We start from the raw sequence: 13,307 nt of genomic DNA, 5'->3' as shown, positions 1-13,307 counted from the left end.
CCAAGCCGTCCGCCCGGCAGATTTATGGGTCACGGCCTAGCGTGGATGAGCATGTAACGCGCGTCGAAAACTGCTCTCATACCGGTTGAGCTTGACCTGAGCCCAGACGGCGATGGCAATCTCTTCGTCGGTGACGGCTCGTCTGTACTCCTTTACTTTCCGGACGCCCTCACCCTCCAGGATCTCGTGGCGTTCGGTCATTTTCGGAGTGCCATCTGAAAAATAGACATACGCATAGGCAAACAGCGCCAGATGGCGCTTTCCGATGGAATTCGTGCACCTCTCGATAGACTGAACCGCCGCTTCAACGGCTTCAAAGGATTTCAGGCGTTGTGCTCGCTCAAGCTTGACGAAGAGCAGGAAAAGACCCCTGTCGAGAAGGGTGAGGTTGCCATCTCCGGCATTGTTCACCCCATGGCCAGTCAGTTTTCTCCTCGTGGCAAGGTAGATCGACAGCGCGATAGTTACTCAACATCTTTGCTATGCCTACGCCGATCAATACTTAAACGCCGGCGGCTTGTCCAATTGAGCAAAGCTCAATCAGGCCGCGGCCATGATCTCGGCATAAGTGCTGAAATCGACATTGCCGCCGGACAGCACCACGGCGACGCATTTGCCGGCGAGGTCGATCTCGCCGGAGGCGAGCGCGGCAAGCGCGACGCAGCCGCCCGGTTCGACCACCAGCTTGAGATGGGCCATGGCGTCGCGCATCGCCTGGGCGACCGCCTTGTCGGAGACGGCGATGGCGCCAGCGAGATTGCGGCGGTTGATCTCGAAGGTTATCAGGCCCGGCTCGGCGGTGAGGATCGCATCGCAGATCGAGCTGTGTCCAGGTTCGTTCGCGACCCTTTCGCCCTTGGCCAGCGAGCGGCGCGTGTCGTCGAAATGTTCGGGCTCCACCGCCCAGACGGCGGTCTGCGGCGAGGCGTCCTTGACGGCGACGGAGATGCCGCTCGACAGGCCGCCGCCGCCGCAAGGGACGACGACGGCATCGAGTGTCACGCCGAGGGCCTTCGCCTGCCGCATCAGTTCCAGCCCGATCGTGCCCTGGCCGGCGATGATGGCCGGATCGTCGAAGGGCGGCACCAGCGCCATGCCCTGTTCGATATAGGGGCGCACGACCGTCATGCGGTCGTCCTTGAAGCGGTCGAACGGCACGACCTCGGCGCCCATCTTGCGGACGTTGCCGATCTTCAGCGCCGGCGCGTCGGCCGGCATGGCGATGACCGCCTTGACGCCGAAGATCGCGGCCGAGGCCGCCACGCCTTGCGCATGATTGCCCGACGAGAAAGCGACGACGCCACGGCTGCGTTCTTCTTCGCTCAACGTTGACAGCTTGTTGTAGGCGCCGCGGATCTTGAACGACCCGGTGCGCTGCAGCGTCTCGGGCTTGAACAGGATGCGGCCGCCATAGCGCTTGTTGAGCTCGGGCGATTCGATCAGCGGCGTTTCGACGGTCAGGCCGGAAAGCCGCGCGGCGGCGGCGCGGATATCTGAGATGCCGGGGAGGACGGTCATGGCGGGGGCCTCGTTCAGCGCAGGGACCGCCATGGTGCACGGAAACCATCCCGGCGCGCCAACGAAAAAATGTGATGGAGACAATGTTGGTTTGGCAGTTTTGGAAGTTGACGTTCCATCGCGCCCCCCTCTGTCCTACCGGACATCTCCCCCACGAGGGGGGAGATCAGACGTCACGCCGGCTTTCGCCAATCTCCTGGGTCGCAAGAATGAGCGGGGCACCCGAAACAGCTAATCTCCCCCCTCGTGGGGGAGATGGTCGGCAGGCCAGAGGGGGGCGCTGTCCCGCCGACATTGCGCCCTGTCGGCGACCACTTACCCCAGCAGCGTCTTCGCCCGCTTGTTGCCACCCAGCTTGCGCCAGGTGTTGAAGCGGTGGGTGGCGGCGGCGAAGGAGATCTTCATCTGCTGGGAAACCGTGTAGCGCGACTTGCCGTCGTCGAACATGCGGTAGCAGCATTCCGCGCCTTCCTCGGTCAGCTTGCCGTCCGGCGTCTTGTTGTGCGGGTTGGCGGGATCGAATTTTTCGAGCTGTTCCTCGACAAGGCCCTTCAGGCGCTGCAGGTCGGCCTCGATGCTGGCGATGAGGTCGAGAACGGGTTTCGCATCGAATGCGTGCGGCGGCTTCTTGTCCGTCATTCGGTTGGTCTCCTTCAATGTCGGCTATCGTCATCTATATAGGCGAACATTCGGCAATAATGAAGGGCGAACGCAAGCGCGCTGGATCAACCATTTGCGAGCGCGTCCGCGTCGCCGGCAATTGACGACCGGCGACCAAGATCCTAGTTTAGAACTATTCTAAACTAGAGTGACCCCATCATGCTTTCCCGTGTTTTCGGCTTCGGCCGCCGTTCGTTCGATTCGCTGTCGGAGCAGGAGATCCTGGCGCTGGCGATCTCTTCCGAGGAGGATGACGGGCGCATCTACCGCGCCTATGCCGATGGGCTGGCGGAAGACTTTCCGCAATCGGCGAAAGTGTTCGAGGCAATGGCCGAGGAAGAGGACGGCCATCGCGATTCGCTCATCGAGCTTTACCGCAAGCGCTTCGGTGAGCGCATTCCGCTGATCCGCCGCGAGCATGTGAGGGGTTATTTCGAGCGCAAGCCCGACTGGCTGGTCAGGCCGCTCGGCATCGAGCATGTCAGGCGGCAGGCCGAGGCGATGGAGCAGCAGGCCTATCGTTTCTACGTCGCGGCGGCCAAGCGCACCACCGACGCCTCGACCCGCAAACTGCTCGACGACCTCGCGGTGGCCGAGCAGGGTCATGAAAGCTCGGCGCATCAGCTGGAGCAGGAGCATGTCCCGGGCGAGATCAAGATCGAGGAAGCGACCGCCGAACAGCGCCAGTTCATCCTCACCTATGTGCAGCCGGGGCTTGCCGGACTGATGGACGGATCGGTGTCGACGCTGGCGCCGATCTTCGCCGCCGCCTTCGCCACGCATGACACCTGGCAGACGCTGCTGGTCGGCCTTGCCGCCTCGATCGGCGCCGGCATCTCGATGGGTTTTACCGAGGTCGCCTCCGACGACGGCAAGCTGTCGGGCCGCGGCTCGCCGATCAAGCGCGGGCTGACGGTCGGCCTGATGACGACATTGGGCGGACTCGGCCACGCGCTGCCCTATCTCATTCCCCATTTCTGGACGGCCACGGCGGTCGCCGCCGTGGTGGTGTTCTTCGAGCTCTGGGCGATCGCTTTCGTCCAGAACCGCTACATGCAGACGCCCTTCTGGCGCGCCGCCTTCCAGGTGGTGCTGGGCGGCGCGCTGGTGTTCGGAGCCGGCGTGCTCATAGGCAACGCCTAACCGTTGACGACGCGACTATCCGCCGGCGCCTCGGCTCTCTCCGTCAGCCCATAGTCGCGCACGACATGGGCTATGCGCAGACGGTAGCCGGCAAAGATACCGCTGCGGCCCGCCTTCTGCGCCTGGCGATGCTCCTCGGTATTGCGCCAGGCCTTCACCGCTTGCTCGTCGCGCCAGAAGGACAGCGAGAGCACACGCTTCGGGTCGACGAGGCTCTGGAAGCGCTCGATCGAGATGAAGCCATCGATGCCGTCGAGCAATGGCCGAAGCTCGGCGGCGATGCCGAGATAGGCATCGCGCTTTCCCTCCGCCGGCTCCACCTCGAAGATGACTGCGATCATGCCTCTATCCCTTCGCTCACGGTCACGTCGGTCCTGAAAACCTGGCGCGGACCGTGCGGCCCGGACACCAGCTTCAGGAAGACGCGGTCCTCCTTGAGGATGAATTTCTCGCGCCGCGCGAATTCGTAATTTGCCTTGCCGGCCGGGTCGGCCGCAAGCCGTGCGCGATAGGCCTCGTAGGCCGCGAGGCTCTCGATGTTGTAGGCGGCATAGGCCGTGGTGGCCGAGCCTTCGTGCGGCGCGTAGTAGCCGATCAGCTCGGCGCCGCAACGCGGAATGGCCTGGCCCCAGGCGCGCGCATATTGCTCGAAGGCGGCCTTGCCGAACGGGTCGATCTCGTAGCGGATGAAGCAGGTGATGGTCATGTCGGTCTCCTCGTCGGTTGGCTTTCGCACAACGATGCTTCGACCGTGGTCGAAACATCGCTTGCGCCTCTGTGCTAGGCATTCTCCTGTCAGGAGTGTTTGCCTCGGCTACTTGAGATGACCCCAGAATAGTGCTTTCCTGGCGGGAATGCTTCGATGAGGATCGAACCATGCGTGAAGGACCCGATATCGCCCGCATCGCCAGCCTGGTCGGCGACCCGGCCCGTGCCAATATGCTCAACGCCCTGATGGGTGGCACAGCGCTGACCGCGTCGGAGCTGGCGCTCGAAGCCGGCGTGTCGCTGCCCACCGCGTCCTCGCATCTGTCGAAACTGATGGAGGGCGGGCTGCTGACTTTGGCGAGCCAGGGCAGGCACCGCTATTACGGTCTCGCCAGCGCGCAGGTGGCCGGCATGATCGAGGCGATCATCGGTGTCGCCGAGGCGGTCGGCCCGAAGCGGGTGCGGCCCGGCCCGCGCGACGCGGCCATGCGGGTGGCGCGGGTCTGCTACGACCATCTCGCCGGCGAGCAGGCGGTGGCGATGCTCGACCGGCTCTTCGACAGGAAACTTTTGCTGCGCGAGGACAACGAGATCAGGCTGGCGCCTTCCGGCGCCTCGCATTTCACGGCCCTCGGTATCGACATCCATGCCAAGGCGCGGCGGCCGGTGTGCCGCGCCTGCCTCGACTGGAGCGTGCGGCGTTCGCACCTCGCCGGCACGCTGGGCGCCGCCATCCTCGACAAGATTATCGCCGAGAAATGGGCGCGCCGCGAGAAGGACAGCCGCGCCGTGGTGTTCTCGCCGAAGGGCCGGCAGGAGTTCGAGAGGATGTTTTTGGCTTGAAGCCCCGGTGCCCGTAACGCGCAATGTCGGCGCGAGGCACCCCCCTCTGCCCTGCCGGGCATCTCCCCCGCAAGGGGGGAGATTGGCAGTTCTGGCGCTCCGCCATTCTTGCAACGTTGGAGGTTGGCGAAACCGGCTGAGCGTTCAATCTCCCCCCTTGCGGGGGAGATGGCCGGCAGGCCAGAGGGGGGTGTGAAGGAACGCGGCGTAGCAATGCTTCCGCACAGGCTCACCCTCGCTTCAGCGCCTTCCCCAGCTTGAAGAACTCCTTCCACGGGTCGGCCTTCTTCAACTGGTTCAGCGTCGTCTCGTCCCCCAGAGGGAATGCATTCGGCGCGAGGCCCTTTTCGAGCTCCGGCCAGGTCACCGGCATCGATATCGTGGCGCCCTTCTTGGCGCGTGAGGAATAGGGCGCGACCGTGGTCGAGCCGCGGCCGTTGCGCAGATAGTCGACGAAGATCTTTCCGGTGCGCGCCTTCTTCGACAGCGTTGCCGTGTAGCGGTCTGGCGCGGCCTGCTCCAGCGCGCGGGCGAAATCATGGGCAAAATCCTTGACCGCGTCCCAGTCCGCCGAGGGTTTCAGCGGCACCAGCACGTGATAGCCCTTGCCGCCGGAGGTCTTGACCAAATTGGGCATTGCCAGTTCGTCGAGCTTTTTGTGGATGTCGAGCGCCGCCTCGCGCACTTTGCCGACGTCGACGCCCTCATCCGGGTCGAGGTCGAAGATGATCTGATCCGGCTTTTCCAGCGCATCGAGGGTGCAGCCCCAGATATGGACCTCGACCACGCCGTACTGGACAAGTGCCGCGAGCCCGTCGAAATCCTTGATGAACAGGATTTCCTCGCCATCGGTCGGATCCTTCATTCGCGCGATCTTGTCGCTCATGCCGGGCGAGGCATGCTTCTGGAAGAAGCGCTGGCCGTGGATGCCGTCCGGCGCGCGCACCAAACTCAACGGCCGGTTGACGACGAATTGCTCCATGCGCGGCCAGACCAGCGCGTAGTGATCGAGCAGGTCTTGCTTGGAAACTTTCTCGTCGGGCCAGAGCAGCTTGTCTGGATGCGAGAGTTTTACCGAGGTTTTTGCTGTTCCGGCCGAGGTTTCCGGCGCGGCCTTGCCACCCGGCTTTGCTTCGGTTGCGGCTTTCTTCGGCTGTTCCTGCACGACTTCCTCCGCCGGCTTGTCCTCGCGCAGCCCCTGGAACGAAGCATGGCGGATTATATCGTCGGATGTCCAGCTGCGGAACTCCACCTCGCCGACAAGCTCCGGCTTGACGAAGGTGAGGCCCTTGCCCTTCGGCACGGCGGCCGAGAAGGGCGACTTGTCGGCCTTGAGGCCGTCGAGCTTCTTCTTGAGGTCCGTCGCCACCTTGCCGGAAAAACCGGTGCCGACGCGGCCGGCATAGTTGAGCTTGCCGCCTTCGTAATAGCCCACGAGAAGCGAGCGCACGCCCCGCCCCGTCTTGTCCGAAGGCAGATAGCCGCCGATGACGAATTCCTGCCTGAGCGTGCATTTCGACTTGATCCAAGAGAGCCCTCGCCCGCTGCGATAGGGCGCATCGGCGCGCTTCGACACCACGCCTTCCAGGCCCATGCGGCAGACATGCTGCAGCATGACCTTGCCGGGCTCGTGGAAATGATCGCTGAGGCGCAGCGCCGAATTTTCAGGCTGCTCGCCGAGCAGTTCGGCCAGAGCCTGCTTGCGCTCGACCAGCGGCTCACGGCGCAAATCCTTGCCGTCGAGCCGCATCAGGTCGAACACATAGTAGACGAAGCGATCGGCGCGGCGCGCCGAGAGGTCCGCCTGCAGCAGCGGGAAGGACGACACGCCGCTGTCGGCCAGTACCACGATCTCACCGTCGAAGATGGCGTCGCGACATTTCAGCTTGCCAAGCGCCGCCGTCACCGGACCGTCGAATTTATCCGTCCAGTCTAGGCCGGCGCGGGTGAGCAGCCTGACGTCGCTGCCGGCGATCTGCGCCTGCATGCGATAGCCGTCGAATTTTACCTCGTGCAGCCAGTCTTCGCCAGCCGGCGCATCCTTTTCCAGCGTTGCCAGCTGCGGCTCTATGAAGTCGAGGCGCCTGGCCTGGCCGGCCTTGGCCTTGCCGGCGGCCGGTTTGTTCGATTGCCAGACCTTCGGCTTTTCACCTTTGGCAGCCTTGCCTTGGCCGACCTCCTCGATGGTCAGGCCCGACTTCACCGATTTCGGTTCGTCCGCAAGAACATCCTCGCCGGGACGGGCGGCGGCATCGTCGGACTTGATCAGCAGCCAGTTGTCGCGCTTTTCGCCGGGACGCGGCTTGAGCCTGACCAGATGCCAGCGGCCGTTGAGCTTGTGGCCTTCCAGCTCGAAATCGATATGGCCCTTCCTCATGCCCGTGGCCGGATCGCCGTCCGGTATCCACTTGCCTTCGTCCCAGACGATGACCGCGCCGCCGCCATACTGCCCCTTCGGAATGGTGCCTTCGAAGGAGGCGTAATCGAGCGGGTGATCCTCGACATGCACGGCCAGCCGCTTCTCGTGCGGATCGAGGCTCGGGCCGCGCGTCACCGCCCAGCTCCACAGCACGCCGTCATGCTCCAGCCGGAAATCGTAATGGAGCCGCGTCGCGGCGTGCTTCTGGACGACGAAGATGCCGCCGCCCTGCTTCTGTTTGCCAACCTTGCCGGCCGGCTCGGCGGTTTTCTTGAAATCGCGCTTGGCGTGATATTGCTCGAGGCCGGCCATGCCGCCATTCTCCTATGCGGATTTGCGCTTCAGCGCAGAAGCTTTGGCCTTCGCTCGTACGGTCGTCGCCTTCGAGGAAGATTTGCCGGCTTTACCGCCGCCCTCCGCGTTCAAGCTCTTCTTCAGCGCGTCGAACAGGTTGACCACATTGGACGGCTTGGGCGGCGCCTTGGCCTTGGGCGCCTTCTTGCCGGCCTTCTTGGCGCGGATCAGCTCGAGCAGCGCATCCTCGTAGCGGTCGTCGAATTTCGACGGATCGAACTTCGTTTTCTTGCCGTCGATGATGTGCTGGGCGAGGTCGATCATCTCCTTGTCGGTCTTGGCGGCCGCAATGTCCTCGAACACCGTCGCCGGCCGCCGCACCGTGTCGTCGTAGCGCAAGGTGGTCAGCACCATGCCCTTGCCGAGCGGCTCGATCACCACCGGGCGCTCGCGCTGGTAGAGCACGATACGTGCCAGCCCTGCCATCTTCCCCGCCGCCATCGCGTCGCGAATGACGGCAAAGGCTTCCTCGGAGACCTTGTCGGCAGGCGAGACGTAATAGGGCGTGTCGAGATAAATCTGCTCGATCGAGGATTTCTCGACGAAGCCGTCGAGGCTCATCGTGTGCGAGGATTCGATCTGCACCGCCTCGATCTCGTCCTCCTCGATGTGGACGAAGTCGCCGTCGCTCACCTCATAGCCCTTGATCTCGTCACCCTCTTCCAGCGGCTTGCCGGTCCCGGCATCGACATAGATGCGTTTGACGGTGTTGCCGGTCTTGCGGTTGAGGATGCGGAACGAGACTTTTTCGGCATGGGTGACGACGTTGGTCAGCTCGATGGCGCATGTGACCAGCGACAGTTTGAGATAGCCCTTCCAGGCCGGGCGTGGTGCCATTGCGAACTCCCCGGGTAACTTCTGCGCGACGCGATCCTACCGCAACGGGTGGAGGCTTGCTCGGTTCCGCGAGGGACCGGGCCCGTGTCACCGACGGCACGCAATGAAATTTCCCGGTGCCGCCCGCACGTGAAACAGAAGCGCGCCGAAGCGACATCGGAACGAAACATATGTGATGCAAAAGTCACACGCAGCGGAATGGCGACGAAAGGCACTGAAAGACCCCGAATCAGCCGCAATCCGGCCACGATGCGACGAGTTTCGGACCAGAAATTAACATCACGTTCACCGACTATTCACGCCTCGACGCTATGCTCTCGAACAATTCGGACGGGACATCCGAAAGCGGGACAGGGACAGGTAAAATGAACTTCTGGAACCACATCGCCGGCTACGCCGCCGCCATTCGCGAATTCGTCGCGCCGACCTATCGGCCGGAGCGCTATTACATGCGCGGCCCGGGGCCGGCCTGCGCCCGCCGCGGCAACTCGCTGGGCGTGAGCGCGAACTGATCATGACCCGCGAACGAGGTCACCACAGCCGCATCTGCCGGCCGGCCGCCGACCAGCGCGCCACCACCTACCGCGCCGAGCGCCTCGTGCTCGCCGCCAACTGGCGTGCGACAACGCCGCGACTTTGACGCCGCCGCCGGCTGGCTTAGTGTCCCCCTAGCTTAGTGTCTAGGGTCACAAGCAGCCGGGGCCGCCATGACCGACCTGCCCGAACCGAACCGTTCCGCCTCTCCGAGCCAGGCCTATGACGTCCGATACCCGCTGATCGTCTTCGACGGCGTCTGCGTGTTCTGTTCAGGCTTCGTCCAGCTCATCCTGAAACTCGACCGGAAAAAGCGCTTCCGTTTCGCCACGGCGCAGTCGCCGCTCGGCGAGGCGCTGTTTCGCCAGCACGGCCTGCCGACCGACGATTACGACAGCAACCTTGCCATCATCGACGACGCGGCTTTCACCAAGCTCGACAGTTTCGTCGCCGTCATGGCCGCGCTCGGCTGGCCGTGGCGCGCGGCAAAGGCGCTGCTCATCCTGCCTCGGCCGCTGCGCGACTGGCTCTACGACCGCGTTGCCAGGAACCGCTACGCGCTGTTCGGCCGCAAGGACAGTTGCGAGATCCCATCGGCCGAACTGCGGCAGCGGCTGGTCAGCTGAGATCGGAGGTTCAAATGAAGCTTCTGATCGTCGGCGGCTATGGCACCTTCGGCGGACGTATCGTGCAGCTGCTGGAGAATGAGCCGCGGCTGGAGTTGCTCGTCGCTGGCCGCTCGCTCGGCAAGGCCGACGCCTATTGCAAAGGGCGGGGCGGCACCAAGGCCAGGCTCGTGCCGGCGATGTTCGACCGCGATGGCGACCTTCGCACGCAACTCACCGACATGCGGCCCGACATCGTCGTCGACGCCAGCGGTCCGTTCCAGGCCTATGGCGAGGGGCGCTACCGGCTGATCGAGGCCTGCATCGATGCGCGTATCCACTATCTCGATCTGGCTGACGGCTCGGAATTCGTAGACGGGGTGTCGGCCTTCGATCCAGCTGCCAAGGCGGCCGGCGTGATGGTGCTCTCCGGCGTGTCGAGTTTTCCGGTGCTGACGGCAGCGGTGGTGCGGCGTCTTTCGGCCGAAATGGCGCGTGTCGACAGCATTCGCGGCGGCATCGCGCCGTCGCCTTTCGCCGGCGTCGGCGAGAACGTCATTCGTGCCATTGCAAGCTATGCCGGCCGGCCGGTGCGACTGCGGGACGGCAAGCAGGCCGTGGGGTACCCGCTCACCGAGCAGATGCGCTATACGATCGCACCGCCCGGACGTGTGCCGGTGACGAACACCTTGTTCTCGCTGGTCGACGTGCCGGATTTGCGGGCGCTGCAGGCGCTGTGGCCGGAAGCGAGCACGATCTGGATGGGCGCCGGCCCGGTGCCGGAGGTGCTGCACCGGGCGCTGATCGGCCTGGCCTGGCTCGTCCGCGCCGGCCTCGTCCGTTCGCTGTCGCCGCTGGCGCCGCTGATGCATTGGGCGACCAACCGGCTGTCCTGGGGCGAGCATCGCGGCGGCATGTTCGTCGCGGTCGATGGCGTCGACGCGACCGGCGGGCCGGCCAGGCGGTCCTGGCACCTTTTGGCCGAGGGCGATGACGGGCCGCTGATCCCTTCCATGGCGGTCGAGGCGATCATCCGCAAGGCGCTCGACGGCCGCATGCCGGTGCCGGGCGCGCGGGCGGCGGTGCACGACGTCGAGCTCGAGGACTATGAGAGGCTGTTCGCCAGCAAGACGATCCATACCGGCTTCAGGGACGACAGCGAGGCCAAGGGCCTCTATCCCGACCTGCTCGGCGATGCCTGGAAAGGCCTCCCCACCGAAATCCGTGCCATGCATGAGGGAGCGGCAATGGCGCAAGGCCGCGCCAGCGTCGAGCGCGGCAGCGGCATGCTTAGCCGGCTTGCGGCGCGGCTGATCGGTTTTCCAGCCGCCGGGACGGATGTCCTGGTCAAAGTCGGCTTCGACATCGGCAAGGACGGCGAGACCTGGACGCGGACTTTCGGAACGATGAGCTTTTCCAGCCGGCAGTTTGCCGGGTGCGGCCGCTCGGAGCGGCTGCTTTGCGAAAGCTTCGGCCCGCTCAGCTTCGCCATGGCGGTGGTCGTCGACGGCAATCGGCTCCGTCTCGTGCTGCGCCGCTGGAGCCTGCTCGGCCTGCCGCTGCCGATGTGGCTTTGCCCGCGCTCGAACGCCTACGAAACCGTCGAGGACGGCCGCTTCCGCTTCCATGTCGAGATAGCGCATCCGGTCGCCGGGCTGATCGTGCGCTATCGCGGCTGGCTGGAACCCGCTTTGCGCCAGGCACCAAGCAAAGTTCCGCACCTTGTTCCGGCCGAGTGATTTGGGAGGAGCGGCAAAAAATTTCGGGCGCCTGTCGAAATCGGTCGGCGCCGCACGACATAGGTCGGCACGCGACGAAGCGGCCTTCAGAAAACGGGAGAAGAACCATGCGATACATGCTTTTGATCTACAATGACGAGAAAGCGATGGCGAATGCACCGAAAGAGCAGACCCAGCAGGTGCTCGCGGCGTATGGCGCCTATACCGAAGCGCTGCACAAATCGGGCGCCTGGCTCGCCGGCGACAGGCTGCGGCCGACCCAGGCGGCCACCCAGGTGCGGCTGGCCGGCAGCAAGACCAATGTGCTCGACGGCCCCTATGCCGACACCAAGGAGCAGCTCGCCGGTTTCTACATGATCGAGGCGGCCGACATCGACACGGCCATCGAATGGGCGGCGCGCTGCCCGGCGGCAAGCACCGGCACGGTCGAGGTACGGCCGATCTGGGAAATGGCCGAGTACATAGCGGCGGAGTAATTCCGCGATGGATGATCGCTCGGATATCGCGCGGGCGGCGGCCGAAGTAGCCGCCCGGCGCAGCTACGGCAAGCTGGTCGCCTGGCTGGCGGCCCGCACGCGCGACGTCGCCGGTGCCGAGGACGCGCTGGCCGATGCCTTCGCGGCCGCGCTCGAACGCTGGCCGCGAACCGGCGTGCCGGCGCAGCCGGAGGCCTGGCTGCTCTCCGTGGCGCGACGGCGCGATGTGGACGCGGTGCGGCGCCGGCTGACCGGCGAGGCGGCGCGCGATCATCTGCAGCTGATCGCCGAGGAGATGGAGGCGCGCGTGAACGGCGAGGAACTGCCCGACGACCGGTTGCGGCTGATGTTTGCCTGCGCCCATCCGGCAATCGAGGCCAGCGTGCGCGCGCCGTTGATCCTGCAGACCATCCTCGGCTTCGACGCCGCGACGATCGCCTCGGCCTTCCTGGTTTCGCCGGCGACGATGGGCCAGCGTCTGGTGCGGGCCAAGGCGCGCATCCGCGAGACCGGGATCCCGTTCCGCGTGCCGGAGCAGGCGGAGCTCGGCCACCGGCTGGGCTCGGTGCTGGAAGCGATCTACGCCACCTTCGCCGAAGGCTGGGCGGATGCGACCGGAACCGACACCAGGCGGCGCAACCTCGCCACCGAAGGCATCTGGCTCGGACGGCTGGTCGCCTCGCTGATGCCGGACGAGCCCGAGGCGCTCGGACTGCTGGCGCTGATGCTTTTCGCCGAGGCGCGCCGCGCGGCGAGGCGCGGCCCGGAAGGGGACTTCGTGCCGCTTGCCGAGCAGGATATCGCGCTCTGGGATGACAGCCTGATCGACGAGGCGGAAGCCTTGCTGGTGCGCGCCGCGCAAAGAAAAATCATCGGCCGCTACCAGCTGGAAGCCGCCGTGCAGTCCGCCCACACGGCGCGCCGGCGCGGCAGCGGCACCGACTGGGCGGCGATCCGCCAGCTCTACGACGCGCTGCTCGCCGTCGCCGGCTCACCGGTGGTGGCGATCAACCGCGCGGTGGCGATCGCCGAAACCGAGGGCGCCCCGGCTGGATTGGCGGCGCTCTATGTGCTGGGCGAGGACAAGCGGCTGCAGGACTACCAGCCCTATTGGGCCGCCCGCGCCGGGCTGCTGGCCAGGATTGGCAACATCAAATACGCCGCCGAGGCCTACGACCAGGCGATCGGCCTCGAGCGCGACCCGGCCCTGCGGCGTTTCCTGCAGGGCGAGAAGGCCAAGCTTGTCGGGAATTAGGGCAAGGTTGCCATTTGCCGGTGGGCAGACTTCACCACACTTTCCGGGGGATCGGCGCAAACGCTGGGGATTGGCGGAAGCCTGCCAAACTCGTCATCCCTGGGCGAAGCAGCCGCGAAGCGGCGTCGCGGAGACCTTGGGATCCTGTGTGTTGGTTCTGGTGTATGGTTGAAGTGGGAAGGAGACCGAGTGGATCCTGGTCGTCCTTTCGGACAG

15 protein-coding genes are annotated in these 13,307 nt (G+C 65.1%); 8 read left to right on the top strand and 7 right to left on the bottom strand.

The features are described from left to right. Positions 1-36: 36 nt before the first annotated feature. The 3 genes from KVT37_RS31355 to KVT37_RS31345 form a co-directional block, all read right to left on the bottom strand. Complete coding sequence (locus KVT37_RS31355) at positions 37-411, bottom strand: hypothetical protein (protein ID WP_217578895.1); 375 nt, start codon at positions 409-411, stop codon at positions 37-39. Positions 412-540: 129 nt separating this feature from the next. Further along, positions 541-1,518, bottom strand: coding sequence for a threonine/serine dehydratase (locus KVT37_RS31350; RefSeq protein WP_217578894.1), 978 nt, complete (start codon positions 1,516-1,518; stop codon positions 541-543). A gap of 315 nt (positions 1,519-1,833) precedes the next feature. Further along, positions 1,834-2,157, bottom strand: a complete 324-nt coding sequence (locus KVT37_RS31345) for a hypothetical protein (RefSeq protein ID WP_217578893.1) — start codon at positions 2,155-2,157, stop codon at positions 1,834-1,836. 180 nt (positions 2,158-2,337) lie between these two features. Here KVT37_RS31345 and mbfA point away from each other — a divergent pair, with 180 nt between their 5' ends. Continuing rightward, positions 2,338-3,321 (top strand): iron exporter MbfA, encoded by a 984-nt coding sequence (gene mbfA, locus KVT37_RS31340; RefSeq protein ID WP_217578892.1) that lies wholly within the window; start codon positions 2,338-2,340, stop codon positions 3,319-3,321. On the opposite strand, the gene KVT37_RS31335 is transcribed toward mbfA, so the two are convergent. Both KVT37_RS31335 and KVT37_RS31330 read right to left on the bottom strand, forming a co-directional pair. Continuing rightward, a complete protein-coding gene (locus tag KVT37_RS31335) occupies positions 3,318-3,662 on the bottom strand; it encodes an antibiotic biosynthesis monooxygenase (RefSeq protein WP_217578891.1) in 345 nt (114 codons plus the stop codon). The two genes, mbfA and KVT37_RS31335, sit on opposite strands and share 4 nt — an antisense overlap. Then, positions 3,659-4,027 (bottom strand): NIPSNAP family protein, encoded by a 369-nt coding sequence (locus KVT37_RS31330; RefSeq protein WP_217578890.1) that lies wholly within the window; start codon positions 4,025-4,027, stop codon positions 3,659-3,661. Before KVT37_RS31330 ends, KVT37_RS31335 begins: the two co-directional genes overlap by 4 nt. 170 nt (positions 4,028-4,197) lie before the next feature. On the opposite strand from KVT37_RS31330, the gene KVT37_RS31325 reads away from it, so the two are divergent. Then, complete coding sequence (locus tag KVT37_RS31325) at positions 4,198-4,872, top strand: helix-turn-helix transcriptional regulator (protein WP_217578889.1); 675 nt, start codon at positions 4,198-4,200, stop codon at positions 4,870-4,872. Positions 4,873-5,101: 229 nt separating this feature from the next. Here the strand turns inward: KVT37_RS31325 and ligD are convergent, their stop codons facing one another. Both ligD and KVT37_RS31315 read right to left on the bottom strand, forming a co-directional pair. Further along, a complete protein-coding gene (gene ligD, locus KVT37_RS31320) occupies positions 5,102-7,603 on the bottom strand; it encodes a DNA ligase D (RefSeq protein ID WP_217578888.1) in 2,502 nt (833 codons plus the stop codon). Positions 7,604-7,615: 12 nt separating this feature from the next. Next, positions 7,616-8,482, bottom strand: coding sequence for a Ku protein (locus KVT37_RS31315; protein ID WP_217578887.1), 867 nt, complete (start codon positions 8,480-8,482; stop codon positions 7,616-7,618). A 365-nt stretch (positions 8,483-8,847) separates the two neighbouring features. Here KVT37_RS31315 and KVT37_RS31310 point away from each other — a divergent pair, with 365 nt between their 5' ends. From KVT37_RS31310 to KVT37_RS31290, 6 genes are all read left to right on the top strand, one after another. After that, positions 8,848-8,994: a hypothetical protein gene (locus KVT37_RS31310; protein ID WP_108702809.1), complete on the top strand. Its 147-nt coding sequence runs from the start codon at positions 8,848-8,850 to the stop codon at positions 8,992-8,994. A 2-nt stretch (positions 8,995-8,996) separates the two neighbouring features. Beyond that, complete coding sequence (locus tag KVT37_RS33910) at positions 8,997-9,122, top strand: hypothetical protein (protein WP_306797041.1); 126 nt, start codon at positions 8,997-8,999, stop codon at positions 9,120-9,122. Between the two features lie 67 nt (positions 9,123-9,189). After that, complete coding sequence (locus KVT37_RS31305) at positions 9,190-9,642, top strand: thiol-disulfide oxidoreductase DCC family protein (RefSeq protein WP_217578886.1); 453 nt, start codon at positions 9,190-9,192, stop codon at positions 9,640-9,642. Between the two features lie 14 nt (positions 9,643-9,656). Continuing rightward, the gene (locus KVT37_RS31300) at positions 9,657-11,360 is read left to right on the top strand and encodes an SDR family oxidoreductase (RefSeq protein ID WP_217578885.1); all 1,704 of its coding nucleotides are present in this window, start codon (positions 9,657-9,659) and stop codon (positions 11,358-11,360) included. A gap of 107 nt (positions 11,361-11,467) precedes the next feature. Beyond that, the gene (locus KVT37_RS31295; RefSeq protein WP_217578884.1) at positions 11,468-11,836 is read left to right on the top strand and encodes a YciI family protein; all 369 of its coding nucleotides are present in this window, start codon (positions 11,468-11,470) and stop codon (positions 11,834-11,836) included. A gap of 7 nt (positions 11,837-11,843) precedes the next feature. Then, positions 11,844-13,091, top strand: coding sequence for an RNA polymerase sigma factor (locus tag KVT37_RS31290; RefSeq protein WP_217578883.1), 1,248 nt, complete (start codon positions 11,844-11,846; stop codon positions 13,089-13,091). The last annotated feature ends 216 nt before the right edge of the window (positions 13,092-13,307 follow it).

The organism is Mesorhizobium sp. GbtcB19 (assembly GCF_019091085.1).
Taxonomy (GTDB): Bacteria; Pseudomonadota; Alphaproteobacteria; order Rhizobiales; family Rhizobiaceae; genus Mesorhizobium.
The sequence above is the reverse complement of the archived record's forward strand: the minus strand, read 5'-3'. Positions and strand labels throughout refer to the sequence as shown.

What these genes read in the sequence shown, in the direction of transcription:
- KVT37_RS31305 (WP_217578886.1), top strand. Translation starts at nt 9,190, where the DNA reads ATGACCGACCTGCCCGAACCGAACCGTTCCGCCTCTCCGAGCCAGGCC.
- mbfA (WP_217578892.1), top strand. Translation starts at nt 2,338, where the DNA reads ATGCTTTCCCGTGTTTTCGGCTTCGGCCGCCGTTCGTTCGATTCGCTG.
- KVT37_RS31290 (WP_217578883.1), top strand. Translation starts at nt 11,844, where the DNA reads ATGGATGATCGCTCGGATATCGCGCGGGCGGCGGCCGAAGTAGCCGCC.
- KVT37_RS31350 (WP_217578894.1), bottom strand. Translation starts at nt 1,518, where the DNA reads ATGACCGTCCTCCCCGGCATCTCAGATATCCGCGCCGCCGCCGCGCGG.
- KVT37_RS33910 (WP_306797041.1), top strand. Translation starts at nt 8,997, where the DNA reads ATGACCCGCGAACGAGGTCACCACAGCCGCATCTGCCGGCCGGCCGCC.
- ligD (WP_217578888.1), bottom strand. Translation starts at nt 7,603, where the DNA reads ATGGCCGGCCTCGAGCAATATCACGCCAAGCGCGATTTCAAGAAAACC.
- KVT37_RS31315 (WP_217578887.1), bottom strand. Translation starts at nt 8,482, where the DNA reads ATGGCACCACGCCCGGCCTGGAAGGGCTATCTCAAACTGTCGCTGGTC.
- KVT37_RS31325 (WP_217578889.1), top strand. Translation starts at nt 4,198, where the DNA reads ATGCGTGAAGGACCCGATATCGCCCGCATCGCCAGCCTGGTCGGCGAC.
- KVT37_RS31300 (WP_217578885.1), top strand. Translation starts at nt 9,657, where the DNA reads ATGAAGCTTCTGATCGTCGGCGGCTATGGCACCTTCGGCGGACGTATC.
- KVT37_RS31345 (WP_217578893.1), bottom strand. Translation starts at nt 2,157, where the DNA reads ATGACGGACAAGAAGCCGCCGCACGCATTCGATGCGAAACCCGTTCTC.
- KVT37_RS31310 (WP_108702809.1), top strand. Translation starts at nt 8,848, where the DNA reads ATGAACTTCTGGAACCACATCGCCGGCTACGCCGCCGCCATTCGCGAA.
- KVT37_RS31295 (WP_217578884.1), top strand. Translation starts at nt 11,468, where the DNA reads ATGCGATACATGCTTTTGATCTACAATGACGAGAAAGCGATGGCGAAT.
- KVT37_RS31335 (WP_217578891.1), bottom strand. Translation starts at nt 3,662, where the DNA reads ATGATCGCAGTCATCTTCGAGGTGGAGCCGGCGGAGGGAAAGCGCGAT.
- KVT37_RS31330 (WP_217578890.1), bottom strand. Translation starts at nt 4,027, where the DNA reads ATGACCATCACCTGCTTCATCCGCTACGAGATCGACCCGTTCGGCAAG.